Here is an 18,682-nt window from a genome sequence, read left to right as displayed (position 1 = left end):
TTGTTATTTTAAAAAATTTGGGGGTTTCCATTTATGATTTTTTCACCGAAAAAAGATGCATTCTTCGAAATGCTTTCAAAGATTTCAGCAAATTTAAAGGAATCATCGCAATTTTTCATGGATTACAAAATTAACAACGCAAGTGATTTAAAAGAATTTTCGGGTGTGATGAAGGAATATGAAACAAAAGGCGATACATACATTCATGAATTAATTGTCGCTTTGAATAAAACATTCATTACGCCGATTGAACGTGAAGATATTTTACAGCTTGCAATGAAAATGGATGATGTACTCGATGGGTTGGAACAATGGGTGGCTCGTTTAGAGATGTATTCGATTACGGATGTGGATGAGTACATGACAAAGTTTTTTGCACATATTCATCAAAGTTCAATTGAAATTGCAAAAGCCATTGATTTATTGGCAAGTAAAAGGCTGCTGGATATTCGTCCGCACGCAATTCAAATTAAGGACTTTGAATCAAGATGCGATGAATTGTTAAGAGCATCCATTAAAAATTTATTCGTAGTTGAAAAAGATCCAATTAAAATCATTCAAGTAAAAGAGCTGTATGAAATGTTGGAAGGAATTGCAGATAGCTGTGAAGACGTAGCCAACACTCTTGAAACCATCATCATGCGTAACGCGTAAGGAGTAGCTGGCTATGGATACAGTATTAATTTTAACCATTTTAGTTGTCGTGTTTGCTTTGGCATTTGATTTTATCAACGGATTCCATGATACGGCAAATGCGATTGCTACATCCGTTTCGACAAAGGCTCTAACACCGCGCAAAGCAATCATACTGGCGGCATCTATGAATTTCATCGGAGCTTTAACCTTTACCGGCGTAGCCAAAACCATTACAAAAGACATTGTCGACCCATTTGCGTTAGAAAACGGTTCTGTCGTTATCTTAGCTGCGCTGATCGCGGCGATTGCCTGGAACTTGATCACTTGGTATTACGGAATTCCAAGCAGTTCATCCCATGCGTTGATAGGTTCAATTGCGGGATCAGCCATTTCAGCAGCAGGTGTAGGTATTTTAAATTATCAGGGCTTCATGAAGATTTTGCAGTCATTGGTTCTTTCTCCGTTTTTAGCTCTGGCGGTCGGATTTATTGTGATGAGTATTTTTGGCTTCGTTTTTAAAAACTTTAACTTATCTAAAACGAATAAAGGATTTCGGACCATGCAAATTGCTACTGCTGCCTTGCAGTCTTATACCCATGGCACGAACGATGCTCAAAAAGCGATGGGAATTATTACGATGGCTCTTATTGCGGGCGGGTTTCAAACATCGACAGATATCCCAATGTGGGTACGTATTTCAGCGGCATTGGCTATGGGGATAGGTACATCTGTAGGGGGCTGGAAGATTATTAAAACGGTAGGCGGAAAAATTATGAAGATCCGTCCTGTCAATGGGGCTGCTGCCGACCTTTCTTCGGCTATGGTTATCTTTGGAGCGACGATGCTTCATCTTCCCGTCAGTACAACACACGTTATTTCTTCCGCCATTATGGGGGTAGGTTCAGCTCAGCGTGTAAAAGGGGTTAAATGGGGAGTCGCTCAGCGTATTGTAATGACATGGATTATTACGCTTCCTATTTCAGCTCTCATCGCAGGGATTGCATATCAAGTTTTAAATCTTTTCTTCTAATCGATATGATTTATTAAGAACGGAAGGCTCTGCTTATTAGAAATAGTCTTTCGTTCTTTTTTATTAAGTTAGAAGAGTAAAAAGACTAATAAAGGGTAAAGATAAACAATGTTGTAAATTTCACTATGTTATTGAGCATAATGATTGAAACAAAAGGGTAAATTTGCTAATCTAACGATAAAGGACAATTTATCGTCCGCTTTTACATATTGAAAGGGAGGAATTTTTTATGGCATACGAATTACCGCAATTACCTTACGCTTACGACGCTCTTGAGCCGCACATTGACAAAGAAACAATGAACATCCACCACACGAAACATCACAACACATATGTAACAAACTTAAATGCAGCAGTAGAAGGAAAAGCTGATTTAGCTGGTAAAAGTGTTGAAGAACTAATTGCCAACTTAGACGCTCTTCCTGAAGACATTCGCACAGCAGTTCGCAATAATGGAGGCGGCCACGCAAACCATTCTTTATTCTGGACGCTTCTTTCTCCAAATGGCGGCGGTGAGCCAACAGGAGAATTAGCTGATGCAATCAGCAGCAAATTCGGAAGCTACGATAAATTTAAAGAAGAATTCGCTAAAGCAGCAGCAACTCGATTCGGTTCAGGTTGGGCTTGGTTAGTTGTGAATAATGGCGAATTAGAAGTAACAAGCACTCCAAATCAAGACAGCCCTGTAATGGAAGGCAAAACGCCAATCCTAGGCTTGGATGTTTGGGAGCACGCTTACTACTTAAACTATCAAAACCGTCGTCCTGACTATGTTTCTGCATTCTGGAATGTGGTAAACTGGGACGAAGTATCAAAATTATACGCCGCTGCAAAATAATTTTAAATTTTAAAAGCCGGGGAAATTTTCTCTGGCTTTTTGTTTTTTAATATTAGAATGAAAATTTCGGGTTTCTTTGTCGCGTCTCGTTAAAAGATTCAGCCATTTCAGTCAATTCGCTCCTGCCTTTTTGTCTGGAGTTCAGAAGTATGGAGCATCGTGTCTTAGTTTACCAATACCTTAAAGAGGAATCTTAGGGAGTAAGGGGAGAACAGCGTGGATGATCAGATGCGAGCGTTTCTTTTTTTGCTAAGCGCCTCCTTATGTTAGAACTGCCCCATAAGTCTCTGCCGTATCACCAAAACTGATTTTTCGTGAGAATGGCCTAAAGGAGTCGTTCTTTTACCCTTTTGGGTCATTCTCAAAATTTAGAATAACTCCCTTTAAATTTGACACACTATTTCATAAGAAAGGGAGTTTTTGTATGGCTTTTATGAAAAAAATAGTTGGTGATGTAGAAGTAAACAAAGAGTTGATTTTGCTTTTGTTAATTGGAGGATTGTATGCCCTGGCAATAGCGATGTCCAATACTTTCGTCAATATCTATCTATGGAAACAATCAGGGGAATTTATAGATATTGCCTTGTATAATTTAGCCATTGTCATATTGCAGCCTTTAACATTTATTTTGGCAGGGAAACTGGCCAAAAAAATTGACAGGGTCATTGTGCTAAGGCTTGGGGTTTCCTTTTTAGCTGCCTTTTACATAACAGTCCTTTATATTGGTACGGATGCTTCTCAATTTTTATTGCTGTTGGGGGGACTGTTAGGAGTAGGATATGGTTTTTATTGGCTTGGATTCAATGTCCTAACTTTTGAAATTACAGAACCTGAAACGCGTGATTTCTTTAACGGGTTTTTAGGAATCCTAAACTCTCTGGCAGGAATGATCGGCCCCATCGCAGCAGGATTTATCATTTCCACTTTTTATCGGTTTGTCGGCTATAAAATCGTTTTTACCATTTCGCTTGCATTGTTTTCAAGTGCAGTTCTGTTAAGCTTGTTTTTAAAAAGAAGAGCAGCAGAAGGGCAGTACTTATTTAAACAAGTATTGGCGGAAAGGAAAAGGAATAAAAATTGGAATCTTGTTTTAAATGCCCACTTTTTTCAGGGATTACGTGAAGGAACGTTTATTTTCGTTATATCGGTTCTTGTATTCATCACAACCGACAGCGAACTCGCCTTAGGAACGTTCGGGCTGGTTAATTCTGCCGTGGCATTTATTTGCTACTATGCCGTATCTCGCTTTATAAAAAAACATCAAAGATTAAAGTCGATTTTAATTGGGGGCTTGCTGCTTTATTTTTCTGTGACACTTATCATATTTGATTTGTCATATGTAAAACTAATTATGTATGCTATGACCATTGCTGTTGCTTACCCGCTCCTTCTTGTACCGTATATGTCTATTACGTATGATGTGATTGGGCAAGTGAAGGATATAAAAGAAACAAGGGTCGAGTATATTGTGGTCAGAGAGTTGTTCCTCAATGCGGGGAGAATCTTATCTGTTCTTCTATTTATTGGAGCAGTTAGTTTTTTTGACGAAAAACAAAGTGTTCCTGTTTTGCTGGCCCTTATTGGTTCTGGACATACTTTCATTTACTGGTTTGTAAAACATGTTAAAATCGAAACGAAAAGCCGTACAGAATCTGCCAGCGAACCCGTCACGCAGCCCATGCTAAATGAAGGAGACGGTGAATCACCTGCATAGAACGCCCTTTGATGAATGAAATTCAATGCCTATAATGTGGGATAAACATTTTTTACTATAGAAATTTTGTGCGATTTCTTTTAAAATAAGAATGAATAAGAAATAGACACCTTATTGCTGGGTGTCTATTTCTTATTCCATATTTGCTTATTATTAAATTACACATATACAAAGGTGTGTCTCGATGAAAAAGAAGAGAAAGAAAAAAACACATGTACCTCTTAGGTTGAACCTTGTATTTTTTATTGTCTTTATTTTATTTTCAACGTTAATTTTACGATTAGGTCTTGTGCAAATTGTTTATGGAGAAAATTATCAAAGGCAAGTGGCCGAAACTGAAAATGTGACAGTCAATGCTCCTGTACCACGCGGGAAAATCTATGACCGTTACAATCGGGTTGTCGTCGATAATACTCCTTTAAATGCGATTACGTATACGCGTTTTCAAGGGACCACACAAGAAGAGAGGCTGGAAGTAGCCCGTCAGCTTGCAAAACTTATCGACAAAGACACGGAAAAAGTGACAGAACGAGATATGAAGGACTACTGGATGCTGACACATCCAGAAGAAGCGAAGAAAAAGATCCGTAAGGACGAGTTGGAAAAATTAAAAAATGAAGAACTTACAGATAAAGACCTTTATAATCTTCAGCTTAATCGTATTACAGAAGGGGATTTAAGTGAGATTTCCGAGGCAGAAAAAGAAGTGCTCGCCATTAAACGAGAAATGGATGGCGGATATGCCCTCACTCCCCAAAATATTAAAAGTGAAAATGAAATAGTAACTGCAAAGGAATATGCTATCGTCAGCGAAAATCTTAAAGATTTACCGGGAGTGGATACAACAACATATTGGGATCGGAATTATGTTTATGAAGATACTCTAAAGTCCATGCTTGGAAACATCTCTTCCTCTAATGAAGGTTTGCCGCGCGAGCAGCTTGACTATTTCTTGGCAAGAGATTACAGCCGCAATGACCGGGTCGGAAAGAGTTATATCGAAGCTCAATATGAAGATATTTTAAGCGGCGAAAAAGCAAAAGTGAAGAATGTAACAGATAAATCCGGCAATTTATTAGAAACGGAAGTTGTATCTGAAGGACAGCAAGGAAGAGACCTTGTCCTAACCATTGATATGGCTTTGCAAACTGAAGTGGAAAAAATCCTTACAGATGAATTATTAGCGACAAAACGAAAAGCTGGTTCTGCATTGTTAGACCGAGGTTTTATCGTAATGATGGACCCGCGTACGGGAGAAATTTTAACGATGGCCGGTAAACAATATACGGTGAATGATGAAGGAAAAGTAGAAATTAAAGACTTTGCGTTAGGTAATATGACCACATCTTACACGATGGGGTCTGTCGTAAAAGGGGCGACCATTTTAGCCGGCCTTGATTCGGGTGCTATTAATACTGGAACGATCTTTCATGATTCTCCGTTAAAATTTGCCGGAACGCTAAAAGAGAAAAAATCATGGAAGCCTATGGGCAGCATTGGTATCCAAACAGCTTTAAAACAATCATCTAACGTCTATATGTTCAAAACAGTTATGAGCCTGGCAGGGCTCCAGTACTATCGTAATATGACGCTCGGCGGCATCCAACCGGAGCATTTTGAAACGATGCGTTCTTATTACAGCCAATTCGGCCTGGGAGTTAAAACCGGCATTGATCTTCCAAATGAAATGGCAGGCTTTAAGGGAACGGAGTATACACCGGGCTTGCTTTTAGACTTATCCATTGGCCAGTATGATACGTATACACCTTTGCAGCTTGTCCAATATGTATCAACAATTGCTAACGGCGGTTATCGCATGAAACCTCAAATTGTAAAAGAAATACGCGACCCTGCTGTTAGTGAAGAAGATGAACCAAATGTTCTCTATTCTTTTGAGCCGACCATTTTAAATCGAATTACAATGAAGGATGAATATATAAAAGTTGTTCAGGAAGGTTTCCGTCAAGTAACGCAGTCTCCAGGAGGAACGGGTTACTTCTATTTCGGCAGTGCGCCTTATAAGCCTGCGGGTAAATCGGGTACAGCTGAAGCCTTTTATGATGGACCAAAACGCAAAAAAGGAGAGAAGCTTATTCCAACGATCAACGCTACGTTTGTAGGCTATGCACCTTATGATAACCCTGAGGTAGCGTTCGCTGTCGTGACCCCATGGGATGACAGCGATGGCCATCCTATGAGTAAGTCTGTTGGAAGAAAAGCACTGGATGCCTATTTTGAGCTTAAAAAGCAAGAGATGGCACAAGAGCAAGCAGACAACGAAGAGAACAACCATGATGAAGAAACACAAAGTAATGAAGAAAACGAAAATCAATAAAAAGATTTTAAACCGTCTTTCCCCTATTTTGCGGGAAAGGCGGTTTTTTATTTTGGCTCTTTTTTAAACAGATTTACTCCAAAGACATATCCCGTAAGCTTTTAACCAAAAGAAGATTGAATAAAGCCATCATCTGCCTTATTGAAAAATAAAGATGGTGCATACTAAAGAAGGAAGATATGTAAAAAGGGTAGTTTATTTGTTCACAAAATGTTCAATAAGAGAAAAATTATACATTCTTTTTTCTTATTTACAAAACCTTTACATATCATTAAAACTTCGTTAATAGTTTAGAGTTATTCTATTACACGTAGGACAAAACAACGATATGTCGTAGGAGGAATTAAGGAATGAAAAGCTTTAAGTTTTTAGCACTATCAATCATGGTCGGTTCATTATTAGCTTTCGCAACTGCATGTGGACAATCAGAAGGCACAAACGGAGCTAACGAAGGAACTAATGAACAACAAAATGCTGGTGAAGAAAACAAACAGCTTGAAGGCGATATCGCAATGGATGGTTCTTCAACTGTATTCCCAATTATGGAAGCAGCTTCTGAAGAATATATGGGTACACAACCTGGTGTGAAAGTATCTGTAGGTCAATCAGGTACTGGCGGTGGTTTTGAGAAGTTTACAAAAGGCGAAACTGACTTCTCAAATGCGTCTCGACCAATTAAAGATGAAGAGAAGCAAGCGGCAGCAGATGGCGGTGTTGAATTCCAAGAGTTCCAATTAGCATATGACGGTTTATCAATAGTAGTAAATAAAGAAAACGACTGGGTAGACCATTTAACAGTTGATGAATTAAAGAAAATGTGGGTTGAAGACGGCAAAACTAAAAAATGGTCTGATATCCGTGAAGGATGGCCAGAAGAAGAAATCAAATTCTTCTCTCCAGGTCATGACTCAGGTACTTACGATTATTTCGATGAAGTAATTTTAGATGAACAACCAATTGCAGAGTCTGCACAGCTTTCTGAAGATGACAACGTATTAGTACAAGGTGTATCTGGCGATAAAAACGCTATCGGTTACTTCGGTTATGCATATTATGCTGAAAATAAAGATAAATTAAAAGTAGTTCCAGTTGATGGCGGCAACGGTCCTGTTGAGCCGAATAATGAGACAATTGAATCTGGTGAATATGCACCATTATCTCGTCCGTTATTCACTTATGTAAATACAGCTGCTCTTAAAGAAAAAGAGCAAGTGCGTGATTTCATGAAATTCGTTCTTGAGGAAGGCGGTCCTTTAGCTGAAGAAGTTGGTTATGTAAGTCTTCCACAAGAAAAATATGATGAGCAATTAAAAGCACTTGAAGGCATTAAGTAATTTCTAAATTAAAAAGATGAGAAGCTACTGGCTCAGCTTCTCATCTTTCCATGCAATGGAAAGGGGTTTGTGACATTGGCTGTCATGAAAAACGAGATGAAACAAAGTTCTGTTCGTCAAATGATTATAGAGAAAAAGAAAAAGAATGGTTCAACAATGATGATTGAAAAAGCAGTGCCGGCCATCCTGCTCCTGACGGCTGTTATTTCTGTTTTAACAACAGTGGGTATTTTATTTACATTAATTTTTGAAACAGTGACATTTTTCTCGCGTGTACCGTTTTTAGACTTTGTTACAGGTACTAAATGGCTCCCATTTATTGAAGCGAAAGGAAATTATGGTGTACTGCCGCTTATTACAGGAACATTATTAATCGCTGGAATTGCAATGATTGTAGCAGTACCAATTGGTTTGGCCACAGCCATTTTCTTGAGTGAATATGCTTCGGATCGTACAAGAAGAATTGTTAAGCCGATTTTAGAAGTACTGGCGGGTGTTCCGACAATTGTATATGGCTTTTTCGCCTTAACATTCGTGACGCCGCTTCTTCAAAAAATCATTCCTGACTTATCCATTTTTAATGCATTAAGTCCGGGGATTGTAGTAGGGATCATGATTATTCCGATGATTGCTTCTTTATCGGAAGATGCAATGAGCTCTGTTCCTAATTCAATGAGAGAAGGAGCTTTAGCGCTAGGTTCGACAAAATTTGAGGTTGCCATAAAAGTTGTGCTTCCTGCTGCTTTATCAGGAATTATCGCTTCATTTGTTTTAGGTATTTCACGTGCTATCGGTGAAACGATGATTGTAACAGTGGCGGGCGGTTCATCTCCTGTGATGTCCTTTGATGTAACGCAGTCGATTCAAACGATGACTGCATATATCGTACAGGTTACGACAGGTGATGCAGGGTACGGAACAACGATTTATTACAGTATTTATGCTGTAGGGATGACCTTGTTTGTCTTTACTTTATTGATGAATTTATTGGCGCAATATATCTCTCGCCGCTTTAGGGAGGAGTATTAATATGTATATCGATCGTGAACTCGTACAAAAGAAAATGGGAAGTCGTCTTGTATCGAATACGATTTTTAAGTTCATCTTCTTTTGTGCTACTCTTTTTGGATTAGCAGTATTAGCTATACTTTTATATCGGATATTGACTCAAGGGTTAGGCTGGCTGGATGCAGATTTCCTGCAAAACTTTGCTTCACGCAGACCGGAAGAGGCGGGCGTTAAAGCGGCTCTTATCGGCTCGCTTTGGTTGATGGCTGTTGTAGCTCCTGTTTCTCTCTTTTTAGGAGTTGGAGCAGCACTCTATTTGGAGGAATATGCAAAGAAAAATCGTTTCAATGATTTTATTAAGCTCAACATCGCTAATTTAGCAGGAGTTCCATCTATCGTATTCGGTCTGTTAGGTTTAACGATATTTGTCCGTCAATTAGCTTTAGGGAGAAGCGTATTAGCGGCAGGTTTAACGATGAGCTTGCTTATTCTGCCGGTCATTGTCGTATCGGCCCAGGAAGCGATTCGTGCCGTTCCGAAAGAATTACGCGAAGCCTCTTATGGAATGGGAGCAACAAAATGGCAAACGATTAAAAATGTGGTATTGCCAGCTGCCATTCCGGGAATTTTAACAGGAAGCATTTTGGCGCTATCTCGTGCAGTAGGAGAAACAGCTCCGCTTGTTGTTGTCGGAATTCCAACGTTTATCGCTTATTTGCCTACAAGCTTGCTTGATCAATTTACGGTATTGCCAATGCAAATTTATAACTGGACGAGTCGACCTCAAGAGGAATTCCAACATGTGGCGGCTGCCGGTATTATGGTTCTGTTAGTTTTCTTAATTTTAATGAATTCGATCGCCGTTTTCATTCGCAATAAGTTTCAAAAACGTTACTAAGCTAATAATGGCACAATCCTAATGGATATTGGATGAAGGAGGAACCAATTTTATGCAAGCTGAAAAAGTTGTAAGAGAGAAAAATAACCAAGAGGTTAGTAAGCATAAAGAGCTCGTATACGAAACAAAAGGATTAAACTTATGGTATGGAGAAACACACGCATTAAAGAATATTGACCTAAATATTCTTGAAAACGAAGTAACGGCCATTATCGGGCCTTCCGGATGCGGTAAGTCAACGTATATTAAAACATTGAACCGTATGGTTGAATTGAGCCCAATCGTGCGTACGTCAGGTGAAATCAACTATCGCGGCCGAAACATTTTTGATAATTCTTATCAGGTAGAAGAGTTGCGTACACAAGTGGGGATGGTATTCCAAAAGCCGAACCCATTCCCCAAATCCATTTATGACAATATTGCGTACGGACCAAGAATTCATGGAATTCGCAATAAGAAAATTTTAGATGAAATTGTTGAAAAAAGCTTACGCGGCGCAGCAATCTGGGATGAAGTAAAAGATCGTCTAAATCAAAATGCATACGGGTTATCAGGCGGTCAGCAACAACGCCTGTGCATTGCACGCTGTCTAGCTATTGAGCCGGACGTCATTCTAATGGATGAACCGACATCGGCGCTTGACCCAATTTCTACATTAAAAGTGGAAGAGTTAGTCCAAGAATTAAAACAAAACTTCAGTATTATCATTGTGACACATAATATGCAGCAGGCTGCTCGTATTTCTGATAAAACAGCTTTCTTTTTGAGTGGTGAAGTAGTAGAGTTTGCTGAAACAGACAAAATCTTCTCTAACCCATCTGATAAGAGAACAGAAGATTATATTACAGGTCGTTTCGGCTAATAATTGACATGTCAATACTTCTAGATAGGAGATGGGTTTCATGGTAGTACGTGAACGATTTCATGGCGATTTAAAAGCATTGAGAGAAAAGTTGGTTGAAATAGGCAGTTTGACGGAAAAGTCCATCAACAAATCTTTTCAAGCTTTAACGGAAAAGGATGTTGAGGCAGCGTTGGCTGTAATCGATGAGGACTACAAAGTCGATCGTTTAGAAGAAGAAATCAATGATTTGGCTATTTTATTAATTGCTAAACAACAGCCTGTAGCCGTTGATTTAAGAAGAGTAATTGTAGCGATAAAAATTGCTTCGGATATCGAACGGATGGCGGATTTTGCGGTGAATATTGCTAAATCCACGATTCGTATTGGAAAAGAGCCGCTAATCAAACCGCTTGAACATATTACACAAATGCATAAATTGGCAACAGAGATGTTGTCTCTTTCGTTAAAATCTTACTATGAAGAAGATATTATACTTGCCAAAAAGGTTGCAGAAATGGATGATCAAGTGGATTCTCTTTATGGTGAAACGATTATTGAACTGCTAAATTTAGCAAAAGAAAAGCAAGAAGCACTTCCTCAAATTACACAGTTATTATTTATCACTCGTTATTTGGAGCGATTTGCGGATCACGCTACAAACATTGCTGAGAGTGTTTTCTATCTGGTAAAAGGTAAACGATACGATCTAAATGAGTAATAAAAATGTGAGGATGGCCCAAAAGGTATAGAAAAGCATACTTTTTGAGCCACCCTCCTAAAAGGACCCGTCATGAAAATCCAGTAAAATCAAGGATTTCGTGACGGGTCCTTTCAGTAAAAAATAATACTTATGATCTTTTTAGGACTAGTGGGACAACCACATATTGTTATTTTATTCCTGAACGACTTGTTTCGTTACAATGTTAGTAATTTCGGTAAAGGACATGTTTGGCGTAATTTGATAGGTACCTACTCGGAGCTTGTTCGTTAATTGTGCATTCTCCAAATATTGTTGAAATTCGGATGCGCTTTTAACGATGCCTTGCTGTTCGAGTAAATTCGCTACATCTACAGCTCTTGTCCCCTCTTGAATTTGGATAGTAGTGATTTTAGGTGAAGAAGGTTCAGGTGTTTGCTGCTGCTTCTTTTCTTTCGTTTTATCGATTAATTTCATGTACTCGTGTTTGGAAATTGCCATGTACTCTTTTTCTTTTAAATATTCCTGGACACTTTCTTCGGTGAGGGAAGGCTCTGAAGGAAGAGCTTTCTGTTGCTGCTCGTCGTATGTGTATACCCTCCATAAGATAACTGTAGCAATAAATATGCCTATGGAAAAAGAACGTAAAGATGAAGAGCCTCTCATCACGAACGCCCTCCCCAATGTTGTTGCTGGATAATAAGGCGAACTTCTTCTAGGGGTAAAGAGGTGTGTTTGGCAATTTCTTGAATCGAATATCCTTCTTTGTGAAAGTGAATGATTTGGGTATGCATAGGCAATGCGTTATCGAGAACAATTGGCCGGACAGGCATACTTTCTCGCAGTGGAGACTGAAAGCTGTCAATCATCAATTCTTCTTGGAGTACCTTTATTTGTTTTTTTAATTGATATGTTTCTTGCATCATAGATAAAGATAATTGTTCGACTTGCTTTTCCAGAGCCTCAATTTTAGAATGCTTAAAAAAAGATAACAAGTAAACAATGATGGCGCTAACGATTAAGATCACAATAACGTAATTAAACATGCAGGATGTCACCTCAAAAATGATAATTTGCTAAAGTTATCATACCATGGAATGATGCATATAATGGCAGCTAAATAATGCTGCAGCGGCAATTTATTAAAGTGAATTCCCATAAATGATTATTTAAGTCACATACTCTTGTTTATAACATTTACGTAAATCGACAAATTGCGTTTATTGTGACAGCAGACGCTTAATGTTAAGATTAAGAAAAGAGAATGACTCAAAAGGTATAAAAAGCATACCTTTTGAGTCATTCTCCTTAAAAGTCCGATATGTCAACTAACCATCGGTGGGGGATGAAGGAAACCCACCGATGGAAGTTTCCTTTATACGAGAGCACAGAAAAGTGTAAACAGGATAAAAAGCTATGGTAATGTTTAAGAAGGATTATTATGAAGACAAGCAAAAAGTCAGTAATACAGGTGAGTTATTTTGAGTATGGAACATTTAGATATTGATGTATGCAAAATGTTGTGTTTGAATGATTCTACTTTATCTGTTCATTGGAATATTTCTACTTTAACTAAACAGTTATTTGAGGAATGTTTTTTGTATGAATGGAAGGAAGAAGATCTGTGTTTAATTGTTTATGATATTACAAATGTGATCTTTAATGGACATAATTCGAATAAGTGGAAGCAATATTCCATTCAGTCAGAAAAGAAACATGCCTTTTTGAAGCTCCCGGGGAATAAAACATATGTCGTGGATATTGCTGTCCCATTACCAACCTCTTATTATACTATTTTACGCTCTAACACGATTCATTTAAGTGATGATAGTTCCACTGAGATAGATATTCAACCCCAGTCATTTTCAGAGTGGCAGTTAAATCGTCCAACTTCACCAGAGTGGTCCCCTCTTTTTAGCACGTATTCCTGTTATACGAAAAACGTAAGGTGAAAAGCAATGAAAACAAATCAACTAACAGTTATTTATGCCCCATTTTCTTACTTTTCAAAAATGGGGGAAGCACATTGGGATGAAACAGATTTATATCAAGAGATGATACAGTTCTATTTGCCGTTGTTTCATTATTTAGAAGATGAAGAAATTCCGCCATGTACTATTGCTATTTCTCCTCTTTTATTGGAGTTATGGGATCGTCCGGATTTTCAACAGCGATTTTTTCTTTATTTACAAAAAGAAAAAAAAGAGGATTCTCTTCGGTTATTTTTAAGGTGGAACCGTAATTTGTTAAATGGTTTGAGATATTTATCTGAACAAGGGAAAATTGAATGTATCCCGACAACTGCCAGTCACTGTTTACTTCCGTTTCTTTCAACAAGAAAAGGTAAGGCGATTCAAATTAGTTATGGCATTCATATCTTTGAAGTTTGTTTCCATAAAAAACCAAGGGGTTTTTGGGTAGAAGAGGGATTTATAACGGAAGAAATTGAAGAAATTTTACATGGAGAAGGGATTCAATATACATTTTTAAATAGAAAATTCCTTCTGGAAGATGACCAGGTGGCATCGAATCCGTATGTTTCTTCTCGAAATATAGTTATAATTCCGTATGACCAAGAAGTGAAAGCGTTATCGAACGTTTTTATGGCAAGTATCGAAACAGGGAGTATTCCAAAGAAGCTGTTTTCTTTACTTAAGAAGAGAAAAAGTGAATCGATAAATTTTCAATTACCTAAACAATTCTTCACTGAAAATGTACATTCTTCTACAATAAGAAGAAAGGCCGCTGTTAATCGCAAATTTAGGGAACAGTGGCTTAATCAGCTTACTCAAGAGATTTATACGATTGTGTACGAGATGGAAGAAATTCTATGGAAAATCATGGATTTTGCACAAAGCGCTCTTTTTTTACAAATGATGAAAATATGGTTCATTGTCGCGAGTAAGGGATGGGTGCAGTTTTTGACGAAAGATATGGAAAAGAAAGAATATGTTCTCGACTGTTTGAATATGCATGTAAAACACTTTAAATCTCTTTATAAAATGGTTGATGAAGGTTCGATTATTAATGAGTCAACCGATGTTCCTATCTTTTCCTATCTGTCAATAGAACATTTGAGAATGTTACGAGGAACATTCTCAAATGAGCCGCTTTATTTAGACAATGAAGAACATTCCAGATTAAATATTTTGATGCTGTCATGGGAGTTTCCACCCCTTGTAGTGGGAGGGTTATCGCGTCACGTGTTTGATCTATCTCGAACGCTGACAAAACAAGGTCACCAAGTATTTGTTATAACCACATTTGTAGAGGGATTACCAGCCTATGAAAAGATTCAAGGTGTTCACGTCTGCAGGGTGTTAAGTTTACAGCCTCATCACTCAGATTTCTTCGCATGGGTTAACAGCTTAAATGCAGCCATGGTACATGAGGGCTTACGCTTATGTAAACATATTCCGTTCCATATTGTTCATGCGCATGACTGGCTTGTAGGAAGTGCCGCCCGGGTGATTCAGGCTCAATTGAATATTCCATTAATTTGTACCATCCATGCGACAGAACATGGCCGTAACAATGGTATTCATAATGCTTTGCAAGAGAGTGTTCATGAAAAAGAAAGAAGGCTGATTCATGATGCTCACGCAGTTATCGTTTGCAGTGAATACATGAAAAAAGAACTTATCGATTTATTCTATGTACGACCAGATAAAATATCCGTCTTTCCAAACGGAATTGAGCCGGGAATGTTTTTATCTCAATGTCGACCAAATAATCTACAGAAAAAATATCAATTGTGCTCTGATGACAGGCTTATTTTTTCGGTAGGAAGAGTCGTATATGAAAAAGGGTTCCACATTTTAATCGAAGCAGCTGAAATCATACGAAAAGAAAAAGCGAATGTTCGAGTCATCATTGCAGGAAAAGGTCCTTTGTTGCATGAGTACCGTGCACTGATAAAAGAAAAAAAACTAGAAAAACATATTCAATTTATCGGCTATATTACGGATGACGAACGAAATCAGTTGTTTCATCTCAGCGATATAGTCGTATTTCCAAGTTTGTATGAGCCTTTTGGGATTGTGGCGCTTGAAGGAATGGTAGTGGGGAAACCAACTATTGTAACCAATACAGGCGGGTTGCAAACAATTGTGGAAGATGGTGTTTCCGGCATAAAGGTTCGCCCGAATGATGCCGTTCATTTGGCTGAGAAGATTTTAGTCTTATTGCAGGACAAAGAATATGCCCGTCGCCTAGGCGAAAAAGGTAAAAAAAGAGTGGAAACGATGTTTGGGTGGGATCACATCGCAACAGAAACAATAAAGCTGTTTGAAGAGAATGTCGTTACATTTCAAGAGGAGGGAGGGGAGTGAGCTGAAAGCAATCATATTAGCAGGAGGGGAGGGCATGAGGCTCCGCCCCCTTACTTACCGTACTCCAAAACCGATGCTGCCTTTATTAAATAAGCCCGTATTAGAATATATGATTGAACATTTAAAACATCATGGCATTATTGATATCGCTATTACGCTTAGTCATCTCCCTGCCTCTATTAAGGATTACTTTGGAGATGGAAGCAGGTGGGGAGTTCACATCTCCTATTTTTTAGAAGAGTTGCCGCTTGGTACGGCAGGAGCCCTTCGGAATGCACAATCATTCATAGAAGGTCCTTGTTTAGTCGTGAGCGGAGATGCGTTAACAACGATTGATTTTAATGAGTCGATCAACTATCATCGAAAAAAAAATGGAATCATGACGGTTATCACAAAAAAGTCTTCGACCCCGTTTCGCTATGGCACTGTATTATCAAGGCTTGACGGTAAAGTGGAAAAGGTCATCGAAAAGCCGAGGAAACATGAAGTTTTAAGTGACTATATCAACACTGGAATTTATATCATCGAACGAGATATGCTGGGGTATATGAAGGACAATACGGCCATGGATATCAGCCTGGATTTAATTCCGCTCTTACTCTTTGAAAAGCAGCCCATTTATCATTATTTAACGAAAGAATATTGGATCGACATAGGAGAGGTCGACCATTATTACAAGGCTCAGCAAGATCTTTTAGACAGGACATGTGCCTTTTCCATAAAGGGAGAAGTGATGGAAGATCGTGTTTGGATTGGCAAGGATGTTTACATTGAAGAAGATGCTACAGTACGGGGACCTGCGTTCATCGGTGATCACACGATTGTACGAAAAGGCGCGATAATTGGGCCGTATGCTGTAGTTACCGCCAATGGTATTGTTGGTGCAGATTCGTGCATAAAAGAAGCGATCCTGTTGTCTGATGTATTCATTGGAAAAAGTTCAACCGTTCAAAATGCAGTGATTGATGCCAATATAAAATTAGAGGATAAGAAAAAGCTTGGTCATGACCAACATATGGTGCTATATAGTGTACCGCAGGAGAAAAGAATTTCCAACGGTTATGTTTATCATGATGACGATTCACCACCACTGTTTTTTTATCATTATCCATTTGTTGTTCAAGGAACCATTCCCCATTCTGTTCTGGATGAACGGTCGTATGTTTTTATTGCCGGGGCGTTAAGCCAGCTATGGAAAAAGTATAAGAAAATCATTATTGGTTGTGAAGAAGGGGCGGAGTTTTTTAAGGAACAAATGGTTATGCATTTACTGTCGTGCGGCTTTGAAGTAGAAGACTTTCATCTTGTTGCGGTTCCTTTCGTTCAAGATGCGGTACAGAGTGAAAAGGCAGATGGGGCTGTTTATATTGGAAGACATCAAGAAGGTAGCAAAGACGATACTTTTGTTCAATTTTATGGAGAAGATGGGGTTTTAATCAATCGTAATTTGGAATGGAAGTTGGAACAGTTTTTAAGGAAGCAGCAATGGAGGAAAAAAGAACGGATAGGACAGCGGTGGTTAAAGAATGAAGAACAGCTTTTGGATAGGTATGTGGCAAAACTCCTTCACTCCCTTTGTCTCCCTGCCATTATTGGCGCAAATTTAAGGGTCATCGTGTCAGCCCCTGCCCTTATTCAAAAAACGTTGAAAAAGGTATGCGCAGAGCTTAATGTACAGTGCCTGCTGTATCAAGACATCAATGAAGAAAAGTTAATCATGGAAATAAAGAGAGCCAAGGTCCATTTTGCGATAAAGGTTAACGGTTCAGGGAGCCGTTTTCAACTGTTTGATGAAACAGGAGGAAAGTTGACTGAAACACAATCTTTAATTTTATATATGTTCCATCAGTATCTCATTCAAAATAAATGGTTGCATTTTTCTCATATGAACGAGACAGATCTTTTTTCTCTTAGGGATAAAGTTATTCACGCTAGTTTGCGAAGAAATGGAAGAAAAAAGTGGCTTAATACGGTTCCTTTTCAAACAAATGCTTTTTACGCTTTTTGTCAATTGCTTGAATTAATGGCCATTCAGTTTTTAGCCATTTCTCAAATTCTCGCTATTGTTCCTGATATTCACGTTGTAAAGGAATGTGTGTTTTGTCCGATAGATTTACAAGGAAGGGTTATGAGGAAAATTTTAGAAGACGTTGAGGGGCATGAAGTTGAATTGATAGAGGGAATGAAGATTTATCATTCAGAAGGAGGATGGACATTGATTATGCCGGATTATAAGTTATCAGTCATAAATGTTTATTCAGAAGCGAAGGAATCGTTTATTGCTCAAGAGTCATCCGCTTATTTTATCAATAAAATTAAAGAGTATCAGAGGATGTAGAGTCATGGATACTATCTTTCAAAATTTTCAGCCGTTATGTTTCCATGATGACAAAGATAGTTGCTTGAATTTTGAGGGGATCTTAACAAAGATGGGGATTTGGACAGAAGGCGAGTTTTGTTGGATTCACCCTTCTTTCGCTTCCCTAAGCACTATTCTAGAAGAATATTATTTAACGTTGAATTGTCAAACCTTTGATGCGTTTATTAACCATTGCAACGTATTGTATGTTAAAGTAAATATTAGTAATCAAAGCAATCGGTATCAGACTATTAAAATGTACTTGCAGCAAGAAATAGAATGTCAAAAACAACAAGATGTCGTTTATTATGCACCGAATGAACAGGCAATGATTCATCATTCAGCCGACCATGCTTTTCTTTGCAATGGAAAGTATAAAGAAAAAGGTATTATCCAATATTCCATGAGATCAAGAGAGCGAGATTTATCATCCCATTTGTGGAAAGATATACCTAAAGGGAGACTTTGTTTTCAGCCATTTTCTACGGGAAAAGTAACGAGTGCTTTTACATTAGAAGGAAATTTGGGTCCTTATGAGACACATACTGCCTGTTATTGGTTGATTAAAGGACAACATTCTCAAAATGCTCACATGTTAAATCAATTTCTTCGAAAAAACACACTGGAATTTCGAAAAGAAAAATGATATTATATTATA

The 18,682-nt window shown here is 38.3% G+C and carries 16 protein-coding genes; 14 read left to right on the top strand and 2 right to left on the bottom strand.

The annotated features are described in order from the left end of the window. Nucleotides 1-33 precede the first annotated feature (33 nt). From BK575_RS22275 to phoU, 10 genes are all read left to right on the top strand, one after another. The gene (locus tag BK575_RS22275) at nt 34-654 is read left to right on the top strand and encodes a DUF47 domain-containing protein (protein WP_078413782.1); all 621 of its coding nucleotides are present in this window, start codon (nt 34-36) and stop codon (nt 652-654) included. A gap of 13 nt (nt 655-667) precedes the next feature. Next, nucleotides 668-1,666: an inorganic phosphate transporter gene (locus BK575_RS22270; RefSeq protein WP_078413781.1), complete on the top strand. Its 999-nt coding sequence runs from the start codon at nt 668-670 to the stop codon at nt 1,664-1,666. A gap of 229 nt (nt 1,667-1,895) precedes the next feature. Further along, a complete protein-coding gene (gene sodA / locus BK575_RS22265) occupies nt 1,896-2,504 on the top strand; it encodes a superoxide dismutase SodA (RefSeq protein ID WP_028394902.1) in 609 nt (202 codons plus the stop codon). Between the two features lie 424 nt (nt 2,505-2,928). Next, complete coding sequence (locus BK575_RS22260; protein ID WP_078413780.1) at nt 2,929-4,218, top strand: MFS transporter; 1,290 nt, start codon at nt 2,929-2,931, stop codon at nt 4,216-4,218. A 184-nt stretch (nt 4,219-4,402) separates the two neighbouring features. Beyond that, a complete protein-coding gene (locus BK575_RS22255; protein ID WP_078413779.1) occupies nt 4,403-6,553 on the top strand; it encodes a peptidoglycan D,D-transpeptidase FtsI family protein in 2,151 nt (716 codons plus the stop codon). A 350-nt stretch (nt 6,554-6,903) separates the two neighbouring features. Further along, nucleotides 6,904-7,887: a PstS family phosphate ABC transporter substrate-binding protein gene (locus tag BK575_RS22250; protein WP_078413778.1), complete on the top strand. Its 984-nt coding sequence runs from the start codon at nt 6,904-6,906 to the stop codon at nt 7,885-7,887. Between the two features lie 84 nt (nt 7,888-7,971). Then, on the top strand, nt 7,972-8,916 hold the full coding sequence (gene pstC / locus BK575_RS22245) for a phosphate ABC transporter permease subunit PstC (RefSeq protein WP_078414918.1): 945 nt from the start codon (nt 7,972-7,974) through the stop codon (nt 8,914-8,916). Between the two features lies 1 nt (nt 8,917). Next, a complete protein-coding gene (gene pstA, locus BK575_RS22240) occupies nt 8,918-9,793 on the top strand; it encodes a phosphate ABC transporter permease PstA (RefSeq protein ID WP_078413777.1) in 876 nt (291 codons plus the stop codon). A 52-nt stretch (nt 9,794-9,845) separates the two neighbouring features. After that, nucleotides 9,846-10,655, top strand: a complete 810-nt coding sequence (gene pstB, locus BK575_RS22235; protein WP_078413776.1) for a phosphate ABC transporter ATP-binding protein PstB — start codon at nt 9,846-9,848, stop codon at nt 10,653-10,655. Nucleotides 10,656-10,695: 40 nt separating this feature from the next. Next, a complete protein-coding gene (phoU, locus tag BK575_RS22230; protein ID WP_078413775.1) occupies nt 10,696-11,355 on the top strand; it encodes a phosphate signaling complex protein PhoU in 660 nt (219 codons plus the stop codon). A gap of 174 nt (nt 11,356-11,529) precedes the next feature. Here phoU and BK575_RS22225 read toward each other — a convergent pair whose 3' ends face one another. Continuing rightward, nucleotides 11,530-12,000 carry an endolytic transglycosylase MltG gene (locus BK575_RS22225; RefSeq protein WP_078413774.1) on the bottom strand — a complete coding sequence of 157 codons (471 nt, stop codon included), beginning with the start codon at nt 11,998-12,000 and terminating at the stop codon, nt 11,530-11,532. Continuing rightward, on the bottom strand, nt 12,000-12,380 hold the full coding sequence (locus BK575_RS22220) for a hypothetical protein (protein WP_078413773.1): 381 nt from the start codon (nt 12,378-12,380) through the stop codon (nt 12,000-12,002). Before BK575_RS22220 ends, BK575_RS22225 begins: the two co-directional genes overlap by 1 nt. Before the next feature lie 441 nt (nt 12,381-12,821). Between BK575_RS22220 and BK575_RS22215 the strand changes: the two genes are divergently transcribed. The 4 genes from BK575_RS22215 to BK575_RS22200 are packed head-to-tail and all read left to right on the top strand — an operon-like array spanning nt 12,822 to nt 18,670. Continuing rightward, on the top strand, nt 12,822-13,286 hold the full coding sequence (locus tag BK575_RS22215) for a DUF4912 domain-containing protein (RefSeq protein ID WP_078413772.1): 465 nt from the start codon (nt 12,822-12,824) through the stop codon (nt 13,284-13,286). Nucleotides 13,287-13,292: 6 nt separating this feature from the next. Further along, on the top strand, nt 13,293-15,665 hold the full coding sequence (locus BK575_RS22210; RefSeq protein WP_078413771.1) for a glycosyltransferase: 2,373 nt from the start codon (nt 13,293-13,295) through the stop codon (nt 15,663-15,665). Next, a complete protein-coding gene (locus tag BK575_RS22205) occupies nt 15,631-18,003 on the top strand; it encodes a sugar phosphate nucleotidyltransferase (RefSeq protein WP_078413770.1) in 2,373 nt (790 codons plus the stop codon). Before BK575_RS22210 ends, BK575_RS22205 begins: the two co-directional genes overlap by 35 nt. 4 nt (nt 18,004-18,007) lie before the next feature. After that, nucleotides 18,008-18,670: a hypothetical protein gene (locus BK575_RS22200; RefSeq protein WP_078413769.1), complete on the top strand. Its 663-nt coding sequence runs from the start codon at nt 18,008-18,010 to the stop codon at nt 18,668-18,670. The last annotated feature ends 12 nt before the right edge of the window (nt 18,671-18,682 follow it).

The organism is Priestia abyssalis, from assembly GCF_002019595.1.
Taxonomy (GTDB): Bacteria; Bacillota; Bacilli; order Bacillales; family Bacillaceae_H; genus Bacillus_BA; species Bacillus_BA abyssalis.
The sequence above is the reverse complement of the archived record's forward strand: the minus strand, read 5'-3'. Positions and strand labels throughout refer to the sequence as shown.

Bases quoted from the DNA above. Each gene is read 5' to 3' on its own strand.
- BK575_RS22275 (WP_078413782.1), top strand. From the start codon at position 34: ATGATTTTTTCACCGAAAAAAGATGCATTCTTCGAAATGCTTTCAAAG.
- BK575_RS22270 (WP_078413781.1), top strand. From the start codon at position 668: ATGGATACAGTATTAATTTTAACCATTTTAGTTGTCGTGTTTGCTTTG.
- sodA (WP_028394902.1), top strand. From the start codon at position 1,896: ATGGCATACGAATTACCGCAATTACCTTACGCTTACGACGCTCTTGAG.
- BK575_RS22260 (WP_078413780.1), top strand. From the start codon at position 2,929: ATGGCTTTTATGAAAAAAATAGTTGGTGATGTAGAAGTAAACAAAGAG.
- BK575_RS22255 (WP_078413779.1), top strand. From the start codon at position 4,403: ATGAAAAAGAAGAGAAAGAAAAAAACACATGTACCTCTTAGGTTGAAC.
- BK575_RS22250 (WP_078413778.1), top strand. From the start codon at position 6,904: ATGAAAAGCTTTAAGTTTTTAGCACTATCAATCATGGTCGGTTCATTA.
- pstC (WP_078414918.1), top strand. From the start codon at position 7,972: ATGAAAAACGAGATGAAACAAAGTTCTGTTCGTCAAATGATTATAGAG.
- pstA (WP_078413777.1), top strand. From the start codon at position 8,918: ATGTATATCGATCGTGAACTCGTACAAAAGAAAATGGGAAGTCGTCTT.
- pstB (WP_078413776.1), top strand. From the start codon at position 9,846: ATGCAAGCTGAAAAAGTTGTAAGAGAGAAAAATAACCAAGAGGTTAGT.
- phoU (WP_078413775.1), top strand. From the start codon at position 10,696: ATGGTAGTACGTGAACGATTTCATGGCGATTTAAAAGCATTGAGAGAA.
- BK575_RS22225 (WP_078413774.1), bottom strand. From the start codon at position 12,000: ATGAGAGGCTCTTCATCTTTACGTTCTTTTTCCATAGGCATATTTATT.
- BK575_RS22220 (WP_078413773.1), bottom strand. From the start codon at position 12,380: ATGTTTAATTACGTTATTGTGATCTTAATCGTTAGCGCCATCATTGTT.
- BK575_RS22215 (WP_078413772.1), top strand. From the start codon at position 12,822: ATGGAACATTTAGATATTGATGTATGCAAAATGTTGTGTTTGAATGAT.
- BK575_RS22210 (WP_078413771.1), top strand. From the start codon at position 13,293: ATGAAAACAAATCAACTAACAGTTATTTATGCCCCATTTTCTTACTTT.
- BK575_RS22205 (WP_078413770.1), top strand. From the start codon at position 15,631: ATGTCGTTACATTTCAAGAGGAGGGAGGGGAGTGAGCTGAAAGCAATC.
- BK575_RS22200 (WP_078413769.1), top strand. From the start codon at position 18,008: ATGGATACTATCTTTCAAAATTTTCAGCCGTTATGTTTCCATGATGAC.